Source organism: Kribbella caucasensis (assembly GCF_004361855.1).
GTDB lineage: Bacteria > Actinomycetota > Actinomycetes > Propionibacteriales > Kribbellaceae > Kribbella > Kribbella caucasensis.
In genome coordinates this window covers 1-24,230 of the sequence record NZ_SNWQ01000006.1, presented here as the reverse complement: position 1 = coordinate 24,230, position 24,230 = coordinate 1, and the positions used below count along the sequence as shown (strand labels likewise).

Sequence of the window (24,230 nt, the reverse complement as noted above, 5' to 3'; positions counted from 1 at the left end):
TCAGGCAACCAGCCGGGAGAGGGGCGCGGCGGGCCAAATCCGGCCTTGCTCGACCTTGGAAGGCTGAACCCAGGACCAGCAGAACCACCTTCGGGGCCCGTTCGTCCCGACGCCGGCGGCAGACTGGTAGGCATGGATCAGAACGCCGAGTTGAAGGAGTTCCTGCGGAGCCGGCGAGCCCGCCTCGATCCGGCCGAGCTGGGCCTCGACATGGACGGCGGCGTACGACGGGTGCCGGGGCTGAGGCGCGAAGAGGTCGCGCGGCTCGCGGGGGTGAGCGTCGACTACTACAGCCGGCTGGAACAGGGCCGCTACCTGAACGTCTCCGACGAGGTGCTCGACGCCATCGCCCAGGCCCTCCAGCTCGACGCCGCCGAGCGCACCTACTTGGTTCAAATCACCCGGTCGACTCGCCGGCCCCGTCGTCGTACGCCGCCTCGGGTGCAGCGAGTCCGCCCCGGCATCCGGCGCATCCTCGAGACGCTCGACGACGTGACCCCGGCGTTCGTGTTCGGCCGCCGGCTGGACGTACTCGCCGCCAACCGGCTGGCCCGGGCGCTGATGACCGACTTCGAGGCGCTCCCGCCGCGCGAGCGCAACCTGATGCGGTACACGTTCCTCGACGAGTCCACCCGCGAGCTGTACTACCACCACCCCCTGGTCGGCGACCTCACCGTCGAATACGAGTCCGTCGTCCTCCCCGCCGACCCCGACCAAACCCTTTGCATCTACACCGCCGAACCAAACTCCCCCTCCGAAGCCGCCCTGAAACTCCTAACCAACTGGCGCAGCCCTCAACCAACTCCCTCGACTTCGCGCGCTAATTGAACACTGCGGGGTCGACGGTGATCCAGGTGTGGCGGGCTCGGGCGAGGACCAGGCCGCCGGCGTTGTACAGGGTGGTGGCGGTGTAGGTCTTGCGGCCGTCTTCGGCGAGGTGGCGGCCCATGATGAGGCAGAGTTCGCCGGGCGATGGGCGGCCGTCGATGGCGGCCGTCATCTGGCCGAGGACCGACGGGCGGCCCTCGAGGTCGATGGACCAGCCGCCTGGGCAGTCGAGCGCCGCCCACAGGTACACCGGGTCGACCAGTCCGTCGGCGGCGACGAGATCCTTGGCTGGGTGCCAGGTACAGGCGGTCCGCCCGTCACCGAGCAGACCCGGTCGCAGTTGAAGACCTTCCGGGTTCGCCGGCCCACAGCCGAAGCAACCAGGGAACGGGTGATTGACCAACCCCCTGTACAGCGACTCGGCCGCGTGCGCCTCTTCCGGCGAGACCGGGTCGATCGTCGCGTCGGCGAGTACGTCGGCCGGGACCGGGATCGCGCCGGCGGTGAGCGACTCGGGTCCGACCAGCTTGGCCTCGTCCGAGTCGACCAGCAGATTCAGGTCGACCTCCAACGGTGGCGGCAACCGCAGAGTCACCTGCGGAACCGTCCCCGCAGCCGCCACCTCTCTCAACGCAGTACCGACCAACCCGGCCGTATACCCACCATTCCCCGACTGAGCCGGCCCCTGAAACCGCCGCCCAATCCGAACCACCTCACGCCGCGCCATACTCCCGACCCTAACCACCACCCCGCCGCTCCCACCTCAACCACCGGCAGCGGGGCTTGAAACAGCGAGAAATGGGCCGGTTGGGGCGGATTGTGAAGGGTTTTCCCGATTCTCATCAGATTTACGGGTCCGACCACTCTCATTCAAACGTCCGTTTGAACTATGCTGGCTGAAGGCTACGGCGAGTGAGCAGGTGGGGTGCCTGCGCGAGCGGTAGCCGGGGGGAAGGAGAACTCTGTGGACACACCCGTGGAATCGACCCGGGAGCGGCTGCTCAACATCGCCGAGCAGAGGTTCGGCGAGGCTGGCTACGAAGGAACGTCGCTCCGGGCCATCACGGTCGCGGCAGCCGCGAACATCGCGGCCGTCAACTACCACTTCGGCTCGAAGGAAGCGCTGTTGCGGGCCGCGGTCGCCCGGGCGGCGGGGCCGGTCAACGCCGAACGGCGGCGCCGCCTGGACCAGTTGGAGGGGTCCGGACAGCCGGCGCCCGAGCAGCTGATCCGGGCGTTCATCGAGCCCGGTCTGGATCTCGTACTGCGCCGCGGCGAGCGCGGGGCCATCGTCGCGCGGTTCATCGGCCGGGTCGCGTTCGACCCGAGCCCGCGGATCCGCGAGCTGTACGCGGCCGAGTCGGAACCGATCGAGAAGAGATATCTGACTGCGTTGCAACGGGCGTTGCCCCATGCGGCGCCCACGGCCGTCGCCTTCGGCTTCGTCAACATGCTCGGGCTGCTCGCACTGCACCAGTCGCAGGCGCTGTCGCGGGCGCCTGGCACCGAAGACCCGGACGACCCGAGCAAGCTGGCCGAGAACCTGGTCGCCTTCCTGGTGGCGGCCTTCGATCGCGGCCTCAGATCCTGACCGAATCGGCGCGCGAGTCGTCCCTGTGCCCGCGCGCCGATCCACCACCAGCGGGGTCACTGGTCTTATCGTGACTGTCCACGGATTGCTCACGGATGTTCGAACCGCTGGGTAACGCTGCATAATGGCGCTCCGTGGAGCCCTGTGATGTCGTGGTTGCCGTCGATCTCGGTGGAACCCGGATGAAGTGCGGCCTGGTCGCCGCCGACGGTGCCGTCGTGCACCGCGAGACCAGGCCCACGCCCCGGGACGCCGGTGGCCGCGCGGTGCTCCACGCGCTGCTCGAAACCGTCGTCGAGCTCGAGCAGAAGGCGTCCGCCGAGGGCCACCGGGTGCGCGCGGTCGGCGTCGTCGTCCCGGGCATCATCGACGCCGAAACCGGCACCGTCGGCGCGGAGAACCTGGCCTGGGTCGGTACGCCGGTGCTCGCGGAACTGCGCGCCGCCGTCGGACCCGACCAGCAGGTCATCCTCGCGCACGACGTCCGCGCGGGTGGATACGCCGAGTTCCGCCAGGGCGCACTCCGCGGCACCACCAACTCCCTCTTCCTCCCGCTCGGGACCGGGATCGCGGCCGCCATGGTCGTCGACGGTTCCCTGGTCAGCGGCGACGGGTACGCCGGCGAGCTCGGCCACACCAGATTCGTCCACGGCGACGACGCTGAACTCTGCGCCTGCGGCCAACGTGGTTGCCTCGAGACCGTCGCGTCCGCGGCCGCCCTGGCCCGTCGGTACGGCGTACGGTCGGGCAAGTCGGTCGACGGAGCACGCGAAGTCCTCGAACTCCTGGCCGCCGGCGACCCCGATGCGAAGGCGGTGTGGGACGAGGCGCTCGCCGTCCTGGTCGACGCGCTCGTCCTCTACACGACCCTGGTGGCGCCGACCCGGATCGCGATCGGCGGCGGACTCGTGGGGGCCGGTGAAACGCTGCTCGCACCCTTGCGCGAAGGTGTTCACGCGCGGCTGACCTTCCAGCGGGAGCCGGAGATCGTGGCCGCGGTACTCGGCGAGGAGGCGGGCTGCCTCGGCGCCGCGTTGATGGCGTGGGACCTGGTGAGTGGAGAGCAGTGAGCGGAGAGCAGACGGCATGACGACGTACCGGATGGCCCGGTTGGTGACCCCGGACGACCTGCTGGAGAACGCGTGGATCCAGATCGAGGACGGTGACATCCGGGCGCTCGGGCGGCGATCCGAGGGGATGCCCGCGGACGGGCGCCGGCCGGAGGAACTCGGTGACGTCACCGTGGTCCCGGGGTTCGTGGACATCCACACCCACGGCGGCGGTGGGGCGACGTACTCGACCACCGATCCCGAAGAAGCCCGCAATGCGGCGGCCTTCCACGCCAAGCACGGCACCACGACGACGATGGCGAGCCTGGTCACCGCGCCGCTGGACGACATCGTTTCGCAGACGGCCTGTCTGGCGGATCTCGTCACCGATGGCGTGATCGCGGGGGTGCACCTGGAAGGGCCGTTCCTTTCCGAGGCCCGCTGTGGCGCGCACGAGCCGAGCCTGTTGCGCGATCCCGTCGAGGGCGACGTGGCCAAGGTGCTCGCCGACGTGGTCAAGATGGTGACGATCGCGCCGGAGCTGGAGCACGGCCTGGACGCGATCCGGCAGGTCGTCGACGCCGGGGCGGTCGCCGCACTCGGGCACACCGACGCGACGTACGAGCAGATGGTCGCGGGTGCGGATGCGGGCGCGACGGTGGCCACGCATCTCTTCAATGGGATGCGGCCGTTCCACCATCGCGATCCCGGGCCGGTGGGGGCCGCGCTCAACGATCCGCGGTTGCTGCTCGAGGTGATCAACGACGGCATGCACCTTGATCCGCAGGTGGTCCGGGTCGCGCTGGCCGCGGCCGGGGTGTCCCGGATCGCGCTGATCACCGACGCGATGATCGCGACCGGGATGCCGGAAGGCCGGTACACCCTGGGCAACCTCGAGGTGGACGTGAAGGGCGGTCTGGCGACGCTGGCGCACGGATCCCATTCGATTGCCGGCAGCACATTGACGATGGACGTTGCCTACCGCAACGCAGTACAGGCCGGTGTCTCCCTGGTGGACGCGAGCAGGATGGCGTCTACCACTCCGGCCGAGGCGTTCGGCTGGTACCACGTCGGTGGGATCGAGACCGGCAAGCGGGCCGATCTGGTTGTGCTGGACAACGAGTATGCGGTCCAGAAAGTGATGCGAGCCGGGTCGTGGCTGGCTTGATCGGAACCGTAACCCTCAACCTCGCGCTCGACGTCACCTACGAGGTCGGCGAGCTGGTCGTCGGTGGCAGCCACCGGGTCGCCGCCATCCGGCAGCGTGCGGGCGGCAAGGGCGTGAACGTCGCCCGGGTCGCGAACACCCTCGGGCACCAGGTCCTCGCGCTCGGGTTCGTCGGCGGCCTGACCGGTGAACTGGTCGCCGAGGAACTCTTCGACGCCGGCCTGACCGCGCTGCTCACCCCGATCGCCGGCGAGACCCGGCGAACCGTTGCCATCGTCAACCAAACCGACGGCGACGCGACCATCTTCAACGAGGCGGGCCCGGTCGTGACAGCCGACGAATGGCGAGCGTTCCACGACCGGATGCCATGGGGCCGCCTGGGTGTGCTCGCCTGCTCCGGCAGCCTGCCACCCGGTTTGCCCGCGGATGCCTACGCCGAGATCGCGGTCCGCGCCCGCCACCACGACGTCCTCTCCGTCATCGACGCGGGCGGCGATGCGTTGCTGTCGGCCGCGAAGGCCGGTGCCGTGGTCCGGTCCAACGCGGCCGAGCTCCACGAAGCCGTCGGACCCGTCGACGTCGAGGAAGGCGCGCGACAACTGGTACAGCTGGGTGCGCGAGCCGCAGTGATCACCGACGGATCCCGCGGAATGGTTGCTGCCAGCAACAAGGGCGTCTGGCGCGCGCTGCCGGTCGAACGCGTCGCCGGGAATCCGACCGGGGCCGGTGACGCCTGTACTGCGGTCGTGGCGGCCGCCGTCGCGGCTGCGTCGGCCGGCACTGGCACCGAGCCCGACTGGTCCGTAGTACTGAAGAGCGCGGTGGCGGCGTCGGCCGCGGCGGTGCTGACCCCGATGGCCGGTGACCTCGATCTGGCGGCGTACCGGCGGTGGCAGCCGCAGGTCGACGTCCAGGCGCTGTAGCCGCCCAGTAGATAGGAGTTCGTCATGCCGTTGGTGTCCGGAGCCGAGGTCGTACTGGGTGCCGCAAAGGCAGGCCGGGGAGTCGGCGCGTTCAACGTGATCCAGCTGGAGCATGCGACCGCGCTGATCGCCGGAGCCGAGCAGGTCGGCGCTCCCGTCATCCTGCAGATCAGCGAGAACGCCGTGAAGTACCACGGGTCGCTCAAGCCGATCGGCGTGGCCACACTCGCTGCCGCGTCGGCCGCCACCGTACCGGTCGTCGTGCACCTCGACCACGCGATGGACCGGGACCTCGTCACCGAGGCCGTGTCGCTCGGGTTCACGTCCGTGATGTACGACGCGTCCAAGCTCGAGTACGCCGAGAACGTGGCGGCGACGACCGAGGTGGCCGCGTTCTGCCACGAACACGGCGTCTTCGTCGAGGCCGAGATCGGTGAGGTCGGCGGCAAGGATGGCGTCCACGCGCCCGGTGCACGGACCAAGCCGGAGGAGGCGCTCGCCTTCGCCGAGGCGACCGGGGTGGACGCGCTGGCCGTGGCGGTCGGCTCCTCCCACGCGATGACCGAGCGGACCGCCGAACTCGACTTCGAGCTGATCGCGGCACTGCGGTCCGCCGTACCGGTTCCGCTGGTGCTGCACGGCTCGTCGGGTGTCGCCGACGCGGATCTGACCCGGGCGGTCGAGGCCGGGATGACGAAGGTCAACATCGCGACCCACCTCAACAACGTCTTCACCGGCGTGGTCCGCGAGATCCTGGCCGATCAGCCGAATCTGGTCGACACCCGCAAGTACCTCGGCCCCGCCCGTACTGCGGTCGCGGCCGAGGTAGCTCGTCTGCTGACGGTCCTACAGGCGGTTTAGGTCAGGTCGCGCCGGATCCGCCAGAAGCAGAACCCGGTCAGCCCGAGCGCGAGGCCCAGGAAGATCCCGGTCTCCCGCCACTGCAGGGCCCAGAACCGGTCGGCCGGGTAGTACTTGATCTGTTGCCGGTAGCCCTCATCGGCCAGCCGCTGGAAGCATTCGCTCAGCGGCGGCCGCGCAGCCGCTTCGGCCGCCGGCGCGTTCGGCCGGCCCGGGCCACAGCCCGCCATCCAGCTCGGCAGGGTCTTCTGCACCTGGCCGGCGGCGTTCACCGTGACCTCGGAGATCTTCCAGAACCCGCTGCCCTCGAGCGCCGCCTCGATCCGCATCACTTCCGGATTCTCTTCCGGACCCGACAGTTGCAGTCCGCGCATGTTGTCGGCCGTCACGATCACACTGGCCTCGGCCGGCGTCATCAGGTGCGGCCGCAGGAAGATCGGCGACAGGATCATCGCCGCGATCACCACGGTCAACGTGATGGCGATCGCGACCACGCTGCGCCGCGTGGCCAGGCCGACGGCGACGCCGAGTGCGAACGCGAACGCCGCATAGCCGATCGGCACCACACCGCGCGCTCCGAAGACCGCCGGCATGATTCGCGGCAGGTTGTAGATCCCGGCCGTCTGACCACCGTCGATCGCGTCGTCGATCGGGTTGGACCACCAGCTCACTGCCAGACTGAGTAATCCGGTCACGGCGATCGCGGCCAGCCCGGTGACGGCCAGTTTGGTGACCAGCCAGCGGGTCCGGCCGATGCTCTGGTTCCACACCAGCCGATGTGTTCCCGCTTCCAGCTCGCGCGCGATTAGGGGTGCCCCCCAGAACGCCCCGATCACCGGCGGAGCGGCGTACACGAGAGCCTGGCCGGCGATGTACAGGTACTCGTTGATCCGGTCGAACTTGATCCGGCTCAGGAAGCTCTCGTGCTGGGCCTGCCAGTCGTTCAGCAGACCGGGGCCGGTCACCGCCAGGAGGACCGCGAACACGGCCACGGCGGCGACGATCACCAATGCCTGCAGGCGGAACTGCCGCCAGGTCAACCAGATCATCGCTGCACCTCCAGCAACGGGCGGCCGGTCTGCTCAGGCTGCGCGGCCCGGCCCATGTAGGCGAGCACCAGGTCCTCGAGGGTGAGCCGGCTGACGGACCAGGCCGGGTCGAGGATCGGCATCTCGGTACGGATCAGGTAGGTGGACTGCACATCGGTATGGCTGGCCGCGATCACGTGCTGGTCCTTCGGCATCGACTTCTGGTCCTTCCGCGGACCGGTCAGCCGGTAGTGGGTGGCGAGCAGGGTGTCGATCTCACCGCTCACCTGGACCCGCGAGTCGACCAGCACGATCAGGAAGTCGCAGGCCCGCTCCACGTCGGAGACCAGGTGCGAGGAGAGGACGACACTCAGCTCCTGCTCCGCGACAGCTTCCATCAGGTCCTGCAGGAACTCCCGCCGCGCCAGTGGGTCGAGTGCGGCGACCGGCTCGTCCAGGAGCAGCAGGTCGGGTCGCTTGGCCAGGCCGAGGGTGAGCGCGAGCTGGGCCCGCTGGCCGCCGGACAACCGGCCGGCCCGCTGCTTCGGGTCCAGGCCGATGCTCTGGATCCGTCGCTCGGCGACCGAATGGTCCCAGCCGGGGTTGAGATGGGCGCCGATCTTCAGGTGCTCGGCGACGCTCAGCCGGCTGTACGTCGGGGTGTCCTGCGCGACGTATCCGACCTTGGCCAGCTGCTTTCCGGCCGGCGCGCCGAGCACCTCGACCGAACCGGCGGTCGGGGTGAGCATCCCGACGGACAGGTTCAGCAGCGTGCTCTTGCCGGCGCCGTTCGGGCCGACCAGGCCGACCACATGTCCGGCCGGAACTTCGAGATTGCAGTCGGTCAGCGCCCAGCGGCGGCCGTATTTCTTCCCGAGCCCGGCGGCCCGCAGTACGGCGGCGGTCATGCTATGTCCTCCTGAGCGGCGGTCCGAAACGTGGTCATGAACAACGCCTCGATGCTCTCGTCGTCCAGTCCGGCCTTGCGCGCCTTGCCGATCCAGCGGCGCAGGTCCTGCCGGAGCGGTCCGTGCGCGGCCAGCGAGTTGTCGGTCAGCGTCTTGGTCACGAACGTGCCGCGGCCGGGCCGGGCCGAGACCAGCCCCTCGTGCTCCAGTTCGCGGTACGCCTTCAGCACCGTGTTCGGGTTGATCGCGAGGCTCGCGACCACGTCCTTCACGGTCGGCAACTGGTCCCCCTCGCGGAGCAGACCCAGCCGGAGCGCGTTCCGGACCTGCTGGACGATCTGCTGGTACGGCGACACCCCCGACCGGCCGTCCAGGTGGAACTCGATCATCTGGAATCCCCATTCATCTAGGTAACTAGCACTATAGAGGGATGGTCCAAATGTTCGTCAAGATGTCACTGAGCCCGGCGATTCGGTGAGGGTTGCCTACATAGGTGAGAATGGTTGTCGTGAGCGAGCTGATCGATACCACCGAGATGTACCTGCGGACCATCTACGAACTGGAAGAAGAGGGCATCCTCCCGCTGCGCGCGCGGATCGCCGAGCGGTTGCACCAGTCCGGTCCGACGGTCAGCCAGACGGTGGCGCGGATGGAGCGCGACGGGCTCGTCACGGTGGAGGGCGACCGGCACCTCGAGCTCACCGGGGTGGGCCGGATGCAGGCGACCCGGGTGATGCGCAAGCACCGGCTGGCCGAGCGGCTGCTGGTCGACGTGATCGGTCTGGAGTGGGAGGACGTGCACGCGGAGGCCTGCCGCTGGGAGCACGTGATGAGCGACGCGGTCGAGCTGCGGCTGCTGAAGATCCTCGACAACCCGACCGAGTCGCCGTACGGCAACCCGATCCCGGGCCTGGAGGAGCTGCAGAAGGACGGCCATGTGACGCCGATCGGCGAGTTCCGCAGCGGTGTCGAGCCGCTGGACAAGGTGCTCGACGCCGCGACCGGGAACCAGGTGCGGGTGCTGGTCCGCCGGATCGCCGAGCCGGTGCAGACCGACGACACCGCGATGGCGGTGCTCCGCCGGGCCGGGGCGCTGCCGGGCCGCGAGGTCGACTCGGCGCTGGACCGCGAGGGTGTGCTGCTCGGCAGCCGCGACGCCGGCGGCGTGATCAGCGACGAGACCGCCGGCCACATCTTCGTCAGCCTGGTCTGAGCCGGCGCGGGTCTGAACCGGCCTTGCGCGCAGTCGCTTTCGGCAGTTCAGACCTGCATTAAGAATGGCCACGGTCAGCGCTCGATGCTGTACAGACCGTGGCCACCCGGTAACGTCTGTCCGCGATGTCTGAGAACTATGACTGGCCCGGCTACCTGCGTGAGTTCCATACCGCCGCCCCGGGCTGCACCGAAGCGCTGCTGTCACGAGCTGTGGCCGGCGACCACACGCCCTATCGCTGGCTGGTCCGAGCCGTCTCCGGCGAGGCCCGCCGCGTCCTCGATCTCGCTTGCGGCAGCGGTCCGGTGGCCCGCGAGCTGTCGGGCCGGTGGGTGGTCGGGGTGGACAACAACCCCACCCAGCTCGCCGGCGCGCCCGGTCCGCGGGTCCAGGCGGACGCGCTGCACCTGCCGTTCGCGAACGAGGCCTTCGACGTCGTCACCTGCTCGATGGGCCTGATGGTCCTCCAGCCGCTGCCCGACGCCCTGGCCGAGGCAGCCCGTGTACTACGCCGCGGCGGGGTGCTCGCCGCGACCGTCCTCGCCGTCCGCCCGCTGCGCCGCGGCGACATCCGCACCCTGACCGGTCTCACCACCCGGCTGCGCTCAACCCCGCAGTTCCCCGGGACGAGTGAGCTGGCCGGCCTGAAGGAACAACTCCAGACCGCCGGTTTCGACGTGATGGAGAGCCAGCGCGAGCGGTACGCGTACACGGTCCACACCCTGGACGATGCCCGCCGCGTGATCGCCGCGATCTACCTGCCCGGCACGTCACTCGACCGCCGCGAGACCGCCGCCCACTGGCTGGCCGACCGCGCCGAGTCCCGCGACGGCCTGGAGGTCGCCATCCCGGTCCGCCGTATCACCGCCATGCGCACCAAACTCGCCCTCGCCAGCTGACCCGCGTACCTCCACCACTCGCCAGCTGACCTGTGGCGCTCACCAGCGTCGAGGGGTGGACCGCCAGCCCATCACAACGCGACCTGGCGGGTCGTCCTGAGCGTAGGGCAGTGCGCTATGGGCCGATTGTGATGGGCTGGCGGTCCGCGCCCAGCGGCTGTCGGCACTTATAGGTACGGTTCTGGTGTGTCCGCACTTGTCTGGTCTGTCCGCACGCTCGATCGCGCGCTGGACGGGCAGACGGTCTACCGCGAGCTGTTGGCCGCCGAACCGGTCGCCTTCTGGCTGGACGGCAGTCTGACCGACCGGGTCGCGCGACGGGTCTCAGTACTCGGTACGACGGCCGGCGCGGACGCGGAGGTGGTCCTGCGGGACGTGGCGGACGGCGATGTCTTCGCGGAATTGCGCGGGCTCCTCGACGCCCGGAGGGCCGTAGTACCGGAGGAGCTGCGGGATGTGTTCTGCGGCGGCTACGTCGGGTACTTCGGCTACGAGTTGAAGGCGTTGACCGGTGGGTCCGTGAAGTACGAGGCGGCGACGCCGGATGCCCTGTGGATCTGGGCCAACCGCTTCGTCGTAATTGATCACGATCGCGGCGAGACCCACCTGGTCGCCGTACATGAGCCCGACTCCGATGCGGCCGAGTGGCTGGATCGGGCCGAGGTGGTGGCCGGGGCGTGGATGGGGTGGATCGATCCGCCCGCGATCGCGTTGCTCGACGTCGAGGCGTATCTGGAGCAGGACCGGCCGGCGTACCTGGACGGGATCGCCGCGTGTACGGCCGCGCTGGAGGCGGGGGAGTCGTACGAGGTCTGCCTGACGAACCGGGTCCGCCTCCCACCCGTCCCGGATCCGCTCGACTTCTATCTGTGGCAGCGCGCGAACAACCCCGCACCGTACTCGGCCTTCCTCCGGTACGGCGACCTCGCGATCGCCAGTTCCTCACCCGAACGGTTCCTCACGGTCGACGCCGACGGCTGGGCCGAGTGCCGCCCGATCAAGGGGACCGCGCCCCGGTCGGCGGATCCGGCGCAGGATCAGCTGGTCGCGAAGGCGCTGGCCGAGGACGAGAAGACGCGCGCCGAGAACCTGATGATCGTCGACCTGATCCGCAACGACCTCGGCCGGGTCAGCGAACCCGGTACCGTCCAGGTCCCGCAGCTGATGGTGGTGGAGAGCTACCAGACCGTGCACCAGCTGGTCACCACGGTTCGCGGCCGGCTGCGGTACGGGGTGGACGCCCTCGACGCCGTCCGCGCCTGCTTCCCGCCGGGATCGATGACGGGTGCGCCGAAGATCCGGACGATGGAGATCCTGGACGAACTGGAGTCGAGCGCGCGCGGCGTGTACTCCGGTGCGCTCGGCTACCTGACCGTCGACGGCCGGGCCGATCTCAGTGTGGTGATCCGGACCGCGGTGATGACGCCGCGGGAGACCGTGATCGGTGCGGGTGGGGCGATCGTGCTCGACTCCGACCCGGCCGCGGAGTACGACGAAATGGTGCTCAAGGCAACAGCAACCCTGGGAAGGTCCACGTGAGCTCACTTCTGGTCGCCGATTCGTTCCTGGTTGCCGACGGCAAGGTTCGCGGCGTCGACCTGCACAGGAAGCGGTATGTCAGCTCCTGTATGTCGGCCGGGTGCGCCGCCGCGGCCGGGTTCTGGGACGAACACGTCGGGCGGTTGCCGTCGTTCGGTCGCTGGTTCCCGCGGTTCGAGTTGTGGTCGGACGCAGACGGAACGCTGCGCCCGGCACTTCAGCTCCGCCCGGCGCCGACTCCGGGTGACCGGGTTCGTGTCTCGATCCACAAGGGGCCGGATCCGCGTACCAATCCGCGCGTGAAGGGGCCCGACCTGGACGCTCTCGGTGCGTTGAAGTCCGAGGCGGCCGCGTCCGTCGGCGCCGACGAGGTGCTCTTGGTGGACTCCGACGGGATCGCGTTGGAAGGGGCCTACTCCGCCCTGGCCTGGTGGGAGGACGGCGTCCTCTGCTTCCCGCCCGCCGACCGCCCGATCCTCCCGTCCGTCACGGCGCAACTGCTCCGCTCTCTCGCCGCGACTCGCGACACCGAGACCGCCGAACGCACCCGCACTCCCGACGAACTCGCCGACGCCGACGAGGTCTGGCTGCTCAACGCCCTGCACGGCATCCGCCCCGTCCACGCCTGGGACGCCGGCCCCATCGACCCCCTCCCGCTCTCCCGTTCCACCCCCTGGCAACAGGCCCTCACCACCCTCGCCCAACCCCTCTAACCCACCCACCCGGTCCCCGCGCCCCACCCTCAACCACCCGGTCCCCGCGCCCGACCCCTCTGACCTCAACCACCTGGTCTCCCGCGCCCCAACCTCTGACCCGGCGTCTCGGTCACCTGCGTTCCACTCGCCGACAGGGAAGGGTTCGGCGACCGGGGAGAGTTTCCGCGGCGACCGGGGTGGGGTTTTGGCTCAGAGGGGGCAAATACCCTCTCCGGACCCGAGCACACCCAGCAGGTCCCGGCGAGTGGGGTTGTTGGGGCTGAAACTGAGGTCGAGTAGGCGAGTGGTGACCGCGGTCAGGTTGCCGGGACCTCGGACAGGTTGGTGCACTGTTCACGCTCCCGCGATGTTGTCCGAGGTCCCGACGTCGGTCCCTCCGCGAGCACATGAGCCCTGCCGAGCGTCGTACGGCGCTCGCTACTCCCGGCGACCGCGACCCGCGAGACCCCACCCTGAGCACCCACCAGACGTCGTCTGACCCACGCGATCCGGCTTTGGGCACCCACTCGACATCTTCCGGCCCAGAACGCGACCAGCCCGTGCTCAAGGTCGTACCCCAGTCCGCAGCGGCGTCCACTTTGGGCACCCGCCAGTCATCGCCCGGGGCCGGACGTGGCTGGTCGGTGCTCAAGGTCGAACCCGAGTCCGCAGCGGCGTCCACTTTGGGCACCCGCCAGTCATCGCCCGGGGCCGGACGTGGCTGGTCGGTGCTCAAGGTCGTACCCCAGTTCGCAGCGACCTCCGCTTTGGGCACCTACCAGTCATCGCCCGGGGCCGGACGTGGCTGGTCGGTGCTCAAGGTCGTACCGCAGTCCGCAGCGACCTCCACTTTGGGCACCCGCCAGTCATCGCCCGGGGCCGGACGTGGCTGGTCGGTGCTCAAGGTCGATCTCGGCGGAAGCTCGTGGCGAAAAGTGATATCAGTATGATACCTTCGGGACATACGGTTCGAGGAGGAGTGGACATGAGTGTGGATGCTGATGTGATGGTGGAGATGCCGAAGCCGAAGGTGACCGAGCGCGAGGCGTGGGATCTGAACGGCTGGCCGATGGCGGCGTTGGCGTTCGTGCTGATCACACTGGGGGTGGTCCTGTTCGTGGCCGGGATCGCGAACACGCAGGAAGCCTTGGTCATCGTTTCGATCCTGATCTCCATGGTCGGCGGGCTCGTGGCGGGTGGGCTGACGCCGGTGTCGCCGGGGAAGGCCCGCGTCCTGCAGATCCTCGGCCGGTACGCCGGGACGATCCGGACCGACGGGTTGCGCTGGGTCAATCCGATCTCCACCCGCAAGCAGATCTCCACCCGGATCCGGAACCACGAGACGGCCGTTGCCAAGGTCAACGATGCCGACGGCAACCCGATCGAGATCGCGGCGGTCGTGGTCTGGCAGGTCGAGGACACCGCGCAGGCGTCGTTCGAGGTGGACGACTTCGTCGAGTTCGTCGCGATCCAGACCGAGACCGCGGTCCGGCATACGGCGAACTCCTACCCGTACGACGTGCACACCGACGACGGCGGTCTGTCCCTGCGTGACAGCACCGACGAGATCACCGAGAAGCTGTCGGCCGAGATCGCGGCCCGGGTCCAGGCGGCCGGGGTGCACGTGATCGAGTCGCGGATCACCCACCTGGCCTACGCGCCGGAGATCGCCCAGGCGATGCTGCGCCGCCAGCAGGCGGGTGCCGTGGTCGCCGCCCGGCAGCGGATCGTCGAGGGCGCGGTCGGCATGGTCGAGCTGGCGCTGGACCGGCTGTCCGAGCACCAGGTGGTCGAGCTGGACGAGGAGCGCAAGGCGACGATGGTGAGCAACCTGCTCGTGGTGCTGTGCGGTGACCGTGATGCCCAGCCGGTCGTGAACACCGGCACGCTCTATCAGTGAGGCCGGCCAGTGGCCACCGAACGCAAGAAGATCCTGCTCCGGCTGGATCCCGTGGTGCATGACGCACTGGCCCGCTGGGCCGCCGATGACCTGCGCAGCACCAACGCCCAGATCGAGTTCCTGCTCCGGCGGGCGCTCGCCGACGCCGGCCGGCTCCCCGGCAACGTCGGCCAGATGCGCCGCCCGGGCCGTCCTCCCAAGGAGGAGACGTGATGGACCGCTCACCCGCGAGCACGCTCGCCACCGTCCGTTCGCTGCCGGTCCGCCGGCCGGCCCGGCAGCTCGCCCGCAAGCCGGTTGCCGCCAGCAAGGGAATGCCGCCGGAATCCTTGCCCGCCAGGCTTTTCCTGCTCGCCTACGATCCGGCCAAGGGTCGTATGCCCACCGCCGGAAAGCTCGGCCCGATGCTTCGCGCGGCCGCGCTGATCGACCTTCAGCTGAACGGTTACCTCGCCGCTGAGGGTGACCGCGCGCTGGTCCGCTCGCGCCATCCTGTCTCGACTCGCCCAGCTGTACGAACGGCGCCGACCGCGATCGCCGGCGCGCATCCATTGTTGCCGCACGCGGCGATTCCGGCCGACCCGGTCATCGCGCAACTGTTCGCCGACATCCGCGCCAAATCACCGCGCAAGTGGGGGCACTGGATCGCCCGCCGGCATGGTGCGATCATCCGCGAGGTGCGCGACGAACTCGAGCGGGCCCACCTGATCAGGGTCGAGTCTTACCGTGTGCTCGGTCTCTTCCCGGTGCACCGGATCACGCTCCGCCGACCGCTCGTACGACGAAAGCTCGTCCAGGCCGAGACCGACACGCTGCGACCGGCTCGACTGGTCACCCGGGTCGATCTGCGTGACGCGGCCCTCGTCGTACTGGCCGCGACGGCCGACCTTCGCCCGGTCCTCAGCAAGGAGCAGCGGAAGCGGCACAAGGACCGCCTCGCCCAGCTCGCCGTCCGGGTCGGCCCGGTCGTGCCGGAGTTGCGCAAGGCGCTCCAATCCCAGCACGCCTCGGCCGCAGCCGGCTGATCAGAGAGCGCCAGGTGGCGGGTTGACGACGGGCGGGGAGTAGGTGCTACGGTTCATTAGTCAAGTAATGAACCTACGAACCGAAGAACCTCGAGAATCCGAGCCACCCGCCCGCAGCCGAGCCAGGAGGAATCCGTGGTGTTCGACGATCGCAGCCCGATCTATCTCCAGATCGCGGACCAGATCAAGAACGACATCGTCACGGGTGCCCTCGCCGAGGACGAACAGGTCATGTCGACGAACCAGTACGCGTCGTTCTACCGGATCAACCCCGCCACCGCGGCCAAGGGTTTCGCCCAACTGGTCGACGAGGGCGTGCTCTACAAGAAGCGCGGGATCGGCATGTTCGTCAGCCCGAACGCCCGCGAACTGCTCCGCACCGGTCGGCGCAAGGCCTTCTTCAGCGAGGTGGTCGACCCGATGATCCGCGAGGCGCGCGCCATCGGCGTACCGCTCAAGGATGTCGTCCAGCACATCGAGAAGGAGGACAAGTGACCGGGCTCGGAGTACGGACGGACAACCTGACCGTGACCTTCGGCGACCAGGTCGCTCTCGACGGCCTCGACCTGCGGCTCGCGCCGGGCAAGATCCACGGGCTGCTCGGCCGCAACGGATCCGGCAAGAGCACGCTGGCCGCCGTACTGGCCGGGTTCCGGCAACCAGGCGTTGGGCGCGTACTGCTGGACGGCGGCGACCTGGGTGAGGCCCGTGAACCGTACGAGAACGCGGTCGTCACCAGCCGCGTCTGCCTGATCCGCGAGTCCGGCGACCTGTACGACGCGGCGCCGGTGAAGAACATGCTCGGCCTGGCCGCGAGCCTGCGGCCGTACTGGGACGCGGACCTCGCCGGTGACCTGCTGGACAGGTTCGAGATCCCGATGCGCAAGCGGGTCCAGAAGCTGTCCCGGGGCAAGAAGTCCGCGCTCGGCGTGGTACTCGGGCTGGCCAGCCGGGCGCCGCTGACGATCTTCGACGAGAGCTACCTCGGGATGGACGTGCCGTCGCGCCAGCTGTTCTACGACGCGCTGCTCGCGGACTACGCCGAGGTGCCCCGGACGATCGTGCTGTCCACCCATCTGGTCAGCGAGGTCAGCCCGATGCTCGAGGAAGTGGTGATCCTCGATCGCGGCCGCCTGGTCACCCAGTCGCCGGTCGACTCGTTGCGCGGCCGGGGCGCGTCGATCGTCGGTCCGGCCGCGGCCGTGGACGAGCTGACCACCGGCCTGGCCGTCCTTGCGGAACAACGGCTGGGCGGCACCAAGTCCAGCACCGTGCTGGGCGACCTGGACGAGACTCTGGTCCGGCAGGCGCGATCGGCCGGTCTGGAGATCGGACCGGTCGGCCTGCAGGACCTGTTCGTGCACCTGACTGCCACGAATTCGAAGGAGGGGGACCGATGACCGCCACCACAGCCACCCTGCCGAGGGGTGTCACCTCGACCTCGCGGCTGACCCGGGTCCTGCGGGCGATGGTCGTCGGGCTGCTGCCGATGCTGGGCGCCTACTGGCTCATCATGGTGTTCCTCGTCGTGGTGGCGATCGTGTCCACGGCCGTGATCGGTGGCGGGCCGATCAGGAACAGCATGTGGGACTACGGCACCCAGTCGCCGAAGTACTTCTCCTCGGCCGTCGGCATCACTCTCGTGCCGGCCACGTTGACGCTGCTGATCGCGCAAGGCATCACCCGCCGGATGTTCGCCGTTGCCGCCAGCATCTTTCTGGTCGGAGCTGCGGCCTGTACGGCGACGATCTGGGTGCTCGTGTACCAGCTCGAGCGCGGGATCTACGCCTGGCAAGGCTGGAGCCAGGTACTGGAGAACCCGCATCTGTTCATCAGGACGTCACAGGCCGGGCTGGTCTGCGTCGAGTTCTTCCTGATGGTGCTGGCCCATCAGGCGTCCGGCTGGCTGATCAGTATCGGCTTCTACCGCTTCGGTTTCTGGAAGGGTCTCGCACTGCTGCCGATCGGGTTGATCCCGGCCGCGGCCGCGGAATTCCTGCTGGTCGTGCAATGGCTCGCACAAGCCATCGAGAACACCGGCTACCACCGTCCACCGCTGGCCGTCGGTATCCCGGGAGTGCTCGCCGTGAGCGCCCTCGGCCTGTACTTCGGCTACCTGCTGATCCGCCCGTTCGGCCTGAAACCGGCCAAGGGCTGATCCACTCCAATCACTCACGAGCAGTAAGGGAGGCTCCGCCATGCCCGAAAACGACCTGGTCGTCGTGCAGAACCTGCGCAAGACCTACGGCGCCACCGTGGCCGTCGACGACGTGTCCCTCACGGTGCGCGAAGGCGAGATCTTCGGCATCCTCGGCCCGAACGGCGCCGGCAAGACCACTACCGTCGAGTCCATCGCCGGCCTGCGGTCACCGGATGCCGGTACGGTCCGGGTGATCGGCCTCGACCCCCGCACCCGGCGTACCGAGATCACCTCGCTGATCGGCGTCCAGTTGCAGGCGAGCGAGTTGCCGGAGAAGATCCGGGCCCGCGAGGCGCTCGAGCTGTACGCGTCGTTCTACCCGTCGCCGCGGGACCCGGCCGAGTTGCTCGAGCAGCTCGGGCTGACCGAGGTCCGGGAGACCCAGTTCGCGAAACTGTCCGGCGGTCAGAAGCAACGACTGTCGATCGCCCTCGCGCTGATCGGCAACCCGCGGGTGGCGATCTTGGACGAGCTCACGACCGGGCTCGACCCGCAGGCCCGGCGGGACACCTGGGAACTGGTCCGGCAGATCCGCGATGCGGGCGTGACGATCATCCTGGTCACCCATTTCATGGAGGAGGCCGAGTACCTCTGCGACCGGATCGCCATCATCGACAAGGGCCGCGTGGTCGCACTCGACACCCTGGCCGGCCTGGTCGACGCGGCCCGGTCGGAACAGCGAATCACCTTCCGGCTGCCGGCCGAGCTGCCCGACAACGCCATCCTCACCTCGCTGCCCGCGGTGCGCACGCTGACCCGGGAGCAGGACCGATTCATTGCCACCGGCACCGACGAGCTCCTGGTCGCGGTCGTCACCGAGTTGGCCGGTCGCGGCCTCGCCCCAATCGATCTGCACACCGAACACACCACCCTCGACGACGCCTTCCTCGCGTTGGCGGGCCGCAACTTCGAAGGAGTAGAACGATGAGCCAGACCCTTGCACTGACCCGGATCGAGACCAAGCTGTTCGTCCGCGAATGGTCCGGCCTGTTCTTCGTCTTCGCGCTGCCGCTCGGGTTGCTGACCATCTTCTCGCTGCTGGGTGGCAACGACGGCAGCGACGGGATCCCGGTCAGTTTCCTGCCGTCGATGGCGATCGGCATCGGGATCGGCATCCTCGGACTGGGCACGCTGCCGATGATGCTGGCCGGCTACCGCGAGAAGGGCGTGCTGCGCCGGTTGTCGACGACGCCGGTCCGCCCGGTGAAGCTGCTGATCGCCCAACTGCTGCTGCACCTGGCCGCCGCCGCACTGGTGATCGTGCTGATCCTCGGCGTGGGCAGTCTCTTCTTCGACGCGGCGCTGCCCGGCTCACCGCTGCGCTTCACCGTGGCCGCGCTCCTGTACTGCGTGTCGCAGCTGGCCCTCGGTCTGTTGATCGGCGGCCTGGTTCCGACCGCCAAGGCGGCCAGCATCGTCGGCAACGTGCTGCTCTTCCCGAGCATGTTCTTCGCCGGCGTCTGGACGCCCGGTGATCTGATGCCCGAGTCGATCCGCTGGCTACGCGACGTGACTCCGATGGGTGCCGGGATGAGCAGTCTGCAGGACTCCTGGTCGGGTGGCTGGCCGGACGGCGTCCACGTCATCGCGATGCTCGCCGTGACCGCGGTGAGCATCGGTGTCGCCGCGCGTTTCTTCCGCTGGGAGTAGTCCGTCCCAAGCGTTTGTTGCCCGCCGTTCGGTGATCGGACGAGCACAGGAGGGGGTGTTATGCACAGGGGGTGTGTATAACTTGGGTGATTTCTGTGGACGGCCGCGCACTCGCTGTGGACGACACGCTGAAGGTGGCGAATTGCCGGGATCTCTTTGCTGGAAAGGGTTGTGCGGTTCGGGGCCGCGGCGGTAGAAAGGTCGACACGCCGGTTCTCTTGAATCGGCGGGTCGAACGGAAACCGAGGCCCCTAGCGGTGGGGATCCCCACTGAGGTAGACCGGTGACGGGGTTTGCCGGACCCACGGCCCCGTTCGGGAGGCTGGAGACGTCACTTTCCTTCAGCTACTCGCCGGGCCCTCCGACTCATACTCGGAGGGCCCGGCTTCTTTGTTGCGGAACTCCCCGGTCCGGATGACAACACGTAGTTGGTCCGGACAACAAAGGCCGGTGGAACGAGAGAGCGCTCCCGTCCCACCGGCCTCTTTACTTGATCAGCGCAGCGTGATCTTCAAGCTCGAAGAAGTTCCGCGCGCAACCACCTGCACCTCCGTACCACGGGCCGTCGGCACCAGCTTGTACGCCGTACCGCGTCCGTCGAGAGCGACCCGGGCAACCTCGGCGCCGGCCGGGAGTACCGCCCCGATCGTGACGTTCGCCTTGATCCCCTCGATCCGCACGTTGGTCCGCAACTCCTTGTTTACAAGGCTTGCGGAGACATCCGCGGATCCACTGCCGAGCCTGATGTTGCTCCCGGCAATCTTGTTCTGCCCCTCCGGGAGCTGCGGCACGATCGCCAGCCGGCCGTGCCCGAGATCCGGCGAGACTCCAAGCTGCTGAGCGACGACCGGCCACAGGATGCCGTACGCGCCCCACGCCTGGAGCGCCATCGACCGGTCGTAGAACGGGCGGTTGATGTTCGCCGGCGCGTCCGGGGACGGAGCGATCTCCGGCATCGCGCCCGGGGTCTCCCACACCGTTGGGTCGAGCTGAATCCGCGCGTTGCCGGTGGTGTACACCCGCTGCTGGTTGGTGCCCAGTCGACCGAAGTTGCCTTCAGCAACGGCCATGATGGCGGTGTTCAGCCCGAAGATGGCACGTTCGCTCTTCACCGTGGAGACCACCGGGTCGCACGGCGGAAGCGGATTGCCGGCCGGGTCGGAGGTCGGACCGGTGCCGGTGTGGAACAGGCCGAATTCTCCTGTGTAACAAGGCTTCTCGCGCTGGTCGAGAGCGATCTTCGCGTGCTCCGGCGACGCGAGCGGAGAGGCCGGCCGGCCTGGCCGGACCAGGGTCGCCTCCATCGGGGTGACGCCGATCCAGTGCCGCTGGAAGATCGGCGTGTTGTCGTTCGCGGGATTCGCCGCGTCGTCGACCGAGTCGGCGTACCCGAAGGCCTGCGCGACCCACCACTGTGTCTCGAACCGAGACTCGAGGTCGTCAGCCTTCGCGGTCGCCCACTGCCGGGTCTGCTGATCACCCTTGGCGGCAGCCAGGTCGGCGAGATCGCGTAGGCCGCGCGCGAGGTACACGGTGCTGTCCAGTTTCTCGACACCCATCCCAGCGCGCTCGACGTTCGCGAGTCCCTCGGGCCAGCCGTCGCCGTCGTCGTCCAGTTCACGGTAGACGTACTGCAGGTTGCGGACGGCGAAGTCGTACATCTCGTCGACGAACCGCTTGTCACCCGTCCATCGCCACAGCAGGGCGACGGCACTCGGGAACTTCACCGTCTCGTCGGTGTTGCCCGCGCTCTGGTTGGAACCGAAGTAGACGTCACCAGTCGGCATCACCTCGTGTGCGACCTTGCCACTGCGGTTGTTGAGGAGGTCGCTGACCTCGCGCAGCGCCCGCAGATGTTCCTTCGCCACGGCGAACTGGCCGGCCGCGACCGCGGCGTACGCGGTGTACTCGCCGTCCGTCGCGAACAGCCAGGGGTAGTCGGGGAAGCCCGCGCCGAACCAGCGTGCGGAGTCGACGGTTCCGGCGGGTGCCGGGTAGTCCTTGCCCTCGTTCACGTCGCGGATCTGCAGGTCGCGCGACTCCTGGACCGAGTCGGCGAGGTTCTGCTTGCTCCACTCGACGCTCTGCTGCAGTAGCCGGTCACCAGGCAGGTCCACTGCGGTCATGGACGCGATCTTGGCGCGGTCCGAGAGCTTTGCCTCTAGCAACTTCTCCGGTGCGCTGATCGCGCGGCGGAACTCGCGGCTCGCTTCCGACCGGCTCTGGTCCGAACCGGCGACGGCGAACCATGCCGTCGTGCTCTTGCCGGGCTTGAGATCAAGCGAGTACGTGAGGCGGCCGCCGGTGCCCTTGCCAACCAGGGAGTCGTCGCACCTGGCCGGCGTCAGACCGTCGGCGGGGCAGATCACGGCCGGGTCCTGCGGTCCACGGTGGTTCGGGCCGAGCGCGTGGGCCGTCGGACGCAGGGACGATCCGACGAGCGCGGTGTAGTCGTGCGGCTGCGCGTTCGTGAACGGTGGTGTGCCCTGCTCGCGGAACTGCAGCACGCCGTCGCCGTACGAGCCGGTGTCGGGGAGATTGGCCGTGCCCGCGTTCGGTGTCGTCCACCCCCACGGGTACGACGGCATCAGTTCGGAGTGCGCGTCGACGTCGAGCTTGACCGTCTTCGCGGTGGGGGACGTGAAGGTGAGGCCGACGAGGGTGGCGCGGAGGCCGTCGGGGACGAAGTCGGTGCGCTTGACGCCGAGGTCGCCCGGGTAGTCGATCCGCTGGTAGCCGTGGCCGCTGGTGTACTTCGCGGCCTGCACGTCCTTGCCGAGCCAGGCGCCGTCGACGCCGAACCACAGGCCGTCGAGCAACTTGATCGGCTGCGACCAGAAGCCGGCCATCTCACCACGGATGTGCCAACCGCTGGCCGGATAGAGACCGGACTCGTCGCCCATCGCGTAGGCACGGTCGCCCACCACGAGCGATCGCCGGTCCTGCAACCTGGTCGTTTCGGACAGTTCGTTCGGTCCGCCGTCCTGCTGTACGCCGTACGCGGGTGCGGCCGAGCTTTGGGTCGGGGGTCCGGCGGTAGCGGTCGACGCGACGCCGGCCAGGATGGTGGCGGCGGCGAGCAGGCCGATCCCGCTCGTGTGAGTTCGGCGTAGTCGTCGTCCTGGGGGTCTGGCGACGGTTGCGGTGGGGTGAGGTGTCATGGCGGTGTTACCTCCTTCTCACGGCGCTCCTATGGCGCCGGATCAGCCAGGGGCTGAGCTGCCCCTGATCACCAGTTCGGGTTGCAGCAGACGTTCGGTCCCGCCGGTGGCGGGGTCGGCTGGGGCGGGGGAGTCGGTGAGGAGGGCGATCAGCTCGGTGGCGATCCGGTCGATCGGCTGGCGAACGCTGGTGAGGGCGGGGGAGACGACGGAGGCGAGCGGCGAGTCGTCGAATCCGGTCACCCCGACCTCCACGCCGGCGGTCAGCCCGCGCGCGGTCAGCTCGCGGAGTGCGCCGAGCGCGAGAATGTCGCTGATGGCAACGATCCCGTCGACCGGCGTACCGGCTTCGAGGCCGGCATCGAGGAGCTTGGCGGTAGCGCGCGCGCCTTCGTCGATCATGTCTTCCGGACAGCGGATCGCGAGGTCTTTGGTCGGCAGCTCGAGCTCCTTGCAGGTCGTGCGCCAGCCGGCCAGCCGGTCCTCCGCGAGACCCGAGGTCCTCGGCCAGCTGAGGAATGCGATCCGGCGACGCCCGGTCTCGTACAGATGCCGGACGGCCGTCGCGCATCCAGCTGCGCCATCCACATCGACGTACGGGCCGGGCTGGGTGGTCTCCTTCCAGACCCGGCCGAACGACACGAACGGGATCCGCTGCTCCTTGAGCCAGCCGTGCCGGGGATCGTGCGTCTCGGTCTGCGAGAGGACGAATCCGTCGACGAGTCGGCGCGCGTGCAGATCGTCGTACACCGGCATGCCGTCGATACCGGTCGGCGCGGTGAACAGCAGGATGTGTCGCCCTGTCCGCTCGGCCGCGGTGCAGAGGGCGTGCAGGAACTGGTCCATCACGAGGTGGGTCTGCCCGTGCGGCCAGCTGGGGACGCAGTACCCGATCAGTTCGACGGCGCTGGTTCGCAGGCTACGCGCATTACGATTCGGCTTGTAGTTGAGGAGCTCGATCGACCGGGTCACGCGGCGGAGGGTGTCCGGCTTGAGCCGGTGCGGAGCGTTCAGCGCGTTGGACACGGTCTGCACAGAGACATCCGCATGCGCCGCAACCTGCTTGAGCGTAGCCATCACTACCTCCCCAGCCCACAGCATTTTGAACGTTAAAAACAATCCGCAGTCTCACTCGCACCCCCACCCCCTGTCAACGCCTCGGCCCCCACCACTCCCCAGCCCACCCCCGTCCCGCCAACCGCGGGTCTCGCCACCGCTCGCCGCAGGCACTGTCGCCACCTCCACGACGACTGCCGGCCTGTTGCACCGCTTGCGGGTTGTAGAGCCTGTTGGGAAATGGGCGTGGCGGTGATGTGGATAACCGGGTGGGTGTTCGAGTATTGGGATATGGCGAATTCGTATCGGCCGGTTGATCGTGATCAGGCGTTCTTGTTGCCGCCGGACATGGCGGACTGGTTGCCGGGCGATCATCTGGCGTGGTTCATGATCGACATGGTCAAGGCGATGGATACGGACGCGTTCCATGCCGGCCGGGCACAGTCGGGGCAGGGCCGGGCGGCGTATAACCCCGACATGCTGCTCACGTTGCTGCTGTATGCCTACGCGAACCGGGTGCACTCGTCGCGGCAAAT

25 protein-coding genes are annotated in these 24,230 nt (G+C 68.7%); 19 read left to right on the top strand and 6 right to left on the bottom strand.

Features of this window, described 5'->3' with window-relative positions; translation table 11 throughout:
- The first annotated feature begins 132 nt into the window (after positions 1 to 132).
- Entirely contained in the window at positions 133 to 828 is a 696-nt protein-coding gene (locus EV643_RS13780; RefSeq protein ID WP_133800455.1) for a helix-turn-helix transcriptional regulator, read from the top strand.
- Here EV643_RS13780 and EV643_RS13775 read toward each other — a convergent pair.
- On the bottom strand, positions 821 to 1,423 hold the full coding sequence (locus EV643_RS13775; RefSeq protein WP_238165573.1) for a hypothetical protein: 603 nt from the start codon (positions 1,421 to 1,423) through the stop codon (positions 821 to 823). The genes EV643_RS13780 and EV643_RS13775 overlap by 8 nt on opposite strands.
- Positions 1,424 to 1,792: 369 nt before the next feature.
- Between EV643_RS13775 and EV643_RS13770 the strand changes: the two genes are divergently transcribed.
- From EV643_RS13770 to EV643_RS13750, 5 genes are all read left to right on the top strand, one after another.
- Positions 1,793 to 2,419 carry a TetR/AcrR family transcriptional regulator gene (locus EV643_RS13770; protein WP_133800453.1) on the top strand — a complete coding sequence of 209 codons (627 nt, stop codon included), beginning with the start codon at positions 1,793 to 1,795 and terminating at the stop codon, positions 2,417 to 2,419.
- Between the two features lie 134 nt (positions 2,420 to 2,553).
- Entirely contained in the window at positions 2,554 to 3,489 is a 936-nt protein-coding gene (locus EV643_RS13765) for an ROK family protein (RefSeq protein ID WP_238165572.1), read from the top strand.
- A 16-nt stretch (positions 3,490 to 3,505) separates the two neighbouring features.
- Complete coding sequence (nagA, locus tag EV643_RS13760; RefSeq protein WP_133800452.1) at positions 3,506 to 4,636, top strand: N-acetylglucosamine-6-phosphate deacetylase; 1,131 nt, start codon at positions 3,506 to 3,508, stop codon at positions 4,634 to 4,636.
- A complete protein-coding gene (locus EV643_RS13755) occupies positions 4,624 to 5,559 on the top strand; it encodes a 1-phosphofructokinase family hexose kinase (RefSeq protein ID WP_202869546.1) in 936 nt (311 codons plus the stop codon). Before nagA ends, EV643_RS13755 begins: the two co-directional genes overlap by 13 nt.
- A 24-nt stretch (positions 5,560 to 5,583) precedes the next feature.
- Positions 5,584 to 6,420, top strand: a complete 837-nt coding sequence (locus EV643_RS13750; RefSeq protein WP_133800451.1) for a class II fructose-bisphosphate aldolase — start codon at positions 5,584 to 5,586, stop codon at positions 6,418 to 6,420.
- On the opposite strand, the gene EV643_RS13745 is transcribed toward EV643_RS13750, so the two are convergent.
- The 3 genes from EV643_RS13745 to EV643_RS13735 are packed head-to-tail and all read right to left on the bottom strand — an operon-like array spanning position 6,417 to position 8,745.
- Positions 6,417 to 7,469, bottom strand: a complete 1,053-nt coding sequence (locus EV643_RS13745) for an ABC-2 membrane transporter-related protein (RefSeq protein WP_133800450.1) — start codon at positions 7,467 to 7,469, stop codon at positions 6,417 to 6,419. The genes EV643_RS13750 and EV643_RS13745 overlap by 4 nt on opposite strands.
- Entirely contained in the window at positions 7,466 to 8,356 is an 891-nt protein-coding gene (locus tag EV643_RS13740) for an ABC transporter ATP-binding protein (RefSeq protein WP_133800449.1), read from the bottom strand. The genes EV643_RS13745 and EV643_RS13740 overlap by 4 nt, the downstream gene beginning before the upstream one ends.
- Complete coding sequence (locus EV643_RS13735) at positions 8,353 to 8,745, bottom strand: GntR family transcriptional regulator (protein WP_133800448.1); 393 nt, start codon at positions 8,743 to 8,745, stop codon at positions 8,353 to 8,355. Before EV643_RS13735 ends, EV643_RS13740 begins: the two co-directional genes overlap by 4 nt.
- Before the next feature lie 110 nt (positions 8,746 to 8,855).
- On the opposite strand from EV643_RS13735, the gene EV643_RS13730 reads away from it, so the two are divergent.
- The 12 genes from EV643_RS13730 to EV643_RS13675 all read left to right on the top strand — a co-directional run bounded on the left by EV643_RS13730 (position 8,856) and on the right by EV643_RS13675 (position 19,477).
- Positions 8,856 to 9,569 (top strand): iron-dependent transcriptional repressor DtxR, encoded by a 714-nt coding sequence (locus tag EV643_RS13730; protein WP_133800447.1) that lies wholly within the window; start codon positions 8,856 to 8,858, stop codon positions 9,567 to 9,569.
- 125 nt (positions 9,570 to 9,694) lie between these two features.
- Entirely contained in the window at positions 9,695 to 10,468 is a 774-nt protein-coding gene (locus EV643_RS13725) for a class I SAM-dependent methyltransferase (RefSeq protein ID WP_133800446.1), read from the top strand.
- Between the two features lie 186 nt (positions 10,469 to 10,654).
- Complete coding sequence (gene pabB, locus EV643_RS13720) at positions 10,655 to 12,007, top strand: aminodeoxychorismate synthase component I (RefSeq protein WP_133800445.1); 1,353 nt, start codon at positions 10,655 to 10,657, stop codon at positions 12,005 to 12,007.
- A complete protein-coding gene (locus EV643_RS13715; protein ID WP_133800444.1) occupies positions 12,004 to 12,720 on the top strand; it encodes an aminotransferase class IV in 717 nt (238 codons plus the stop codon). The genes pabB and EV643_RS13715 overlap by 4 nt, the downstream gene beginning before the upstream one ends.
- 967 nt (positions 12,721 to 13,687) lie before the next feature.
- Entirely contained in the window at positions 13,688 to 14,602 is a 915-nt protein-coding gene (locus EV643_RS13710) for an SPFH domain-containing protein (protein WP_133800443.1), read from the top strand.
- 9 nt (positions 14,603 to 14,611) lie between these two features.
- The gene (locus EV643_RS13705; protein WP_133800442.1) at positions 14,612 to 14,815 is read left to right on the top strand and encodes a type II toxin-antitoxin system antitoxin; all 204 of its coding nucleotides are present in this window, start codon (positions 14,612 to 14,614) and stop codon (positions 14,813 to 14,815) included.
- Positions 14,815 to 15,627, top strand: coding sequence for a GOLPH3/VPS74 family protein (locus EV643_RS13700; RefSeq protein WP_133800441.1), 813 nt, complete (start codon positions 14,815 to 14,817; stop codon positions 15,625 to 15,627). Before EV643_RS13705 ends, EV643_RS13700 begins: the two co-directional genes overlap by 1 nt.
- A 138-nt stretch (positions 15,628 to 15,765) precedes the next feature.
- Positions 15,766 to 16,122, top strand: a complete 357-nt coding sequence (locus EV643_RS13695; protein ID WP_133800440.1) for a GntR family transcriptional regulator — start codon at positions 15,766 to 15,768, stop codon at positions 16,120 to 16,122.
- Positions 16,119 to 17,027 carry an ATP-binding cassette domain-containing protein gene (locus EV643_RS13690; RefSeq protein ID WP_133800439.1) on the top strand — a complete coding sequence of 303 codons (909 nt, stop codon included), beginning with the start codon at positions 16,119 to 16,121 and terminating at the stop codon, positions 17,025 to 17,027. The genes EV643_RS13695 and EV643_RS13690 overlap by 4 nt, the downstream gene beginning before the upstream one ends.
- On the top strand, positions 17,024 to 17,785 hold the full coding sequence (locus EV643_RS13685) for a hypothetical protein (protein WP_133800438.1): 762 nt from the start codon (positions 17,024 to 17,026) through the stop codon (positions 17,783 to 17,785). The genes EV643_RS13690 and EV643_RS13685 overlap by 4 nt, the downstream gene beginning before the upstream one ends.
- A 40-nt stretch (positions 17,786 to 17,825) precedes the next feature.
- The gene (locus tag EV643_RS13680; protein ID WP_133800437.1) at positions 17,826 to 18,755 is read left to right on the top strand and encodes an ABC transporter ATP-binding protein; all 930 of its coding nucleotides are present in this window, start codon (positions 17,826 to 17,828) and stop codon (positions 18,753 to 18,755) included.
- On the top strand, positions 18,752 to 19,477 hold the full coding sequence (locus EV643_RS13675) for an ABC transporter permease (RefSeq protein WP_133800436.1): 726 nt from the start codon (positions 18,752 to 18,754) through the stop codon (positions 19,475 to 19,477). The genes EV643_RS13680 and EV643_RS13675 overlap by 4 nt, the downstream gene beginning before the upstream one ends.
- 494 nt (positions 19,478 to 19,971) lie before the next feature.
- Here the strand turns inward: EV643_RS13675 and EV643_RS13670 are convergent, their stop codons facing one another.
- Positions 19,972 to 22,638 carry a glucosidase family protein gene (locus EV643_RS13670; RefSeq protein WP_238165570.1) on the bottom strand — a complete coding sequence of 889 codons (2,667 nt, stop codon included), beginning with the start codon at positions 22,636 to 22,638 and terminating at the stop codon, positions 19,972 to 19,974.
- 42 nt (positions 22,639 to 22,680) lie between these two features.
- Complete coding sequence (locus EV643_RS13665; protein WP_133800435.1) at positions 22,681 to 23,715, bottom strand: LacI family DNA-binding transcriptional regulator; 1,035 nt, start codon at positions 23,713 to 23,715, stop codon at positions 22,681 to 22,683.
- 219 nt (positions 23,716 to 23,934) lie between these two features.
- Between EV643_RS13665 and EV643_RS13660 the strand changes: the two genes are divergently transcribed.
- Positions 23,935 to 24,230: transposase (locus EV643_RS13660; protein WP_502255082.1), on the top strand; the 296-nt coding region annotated here is incomplete at its 3' end.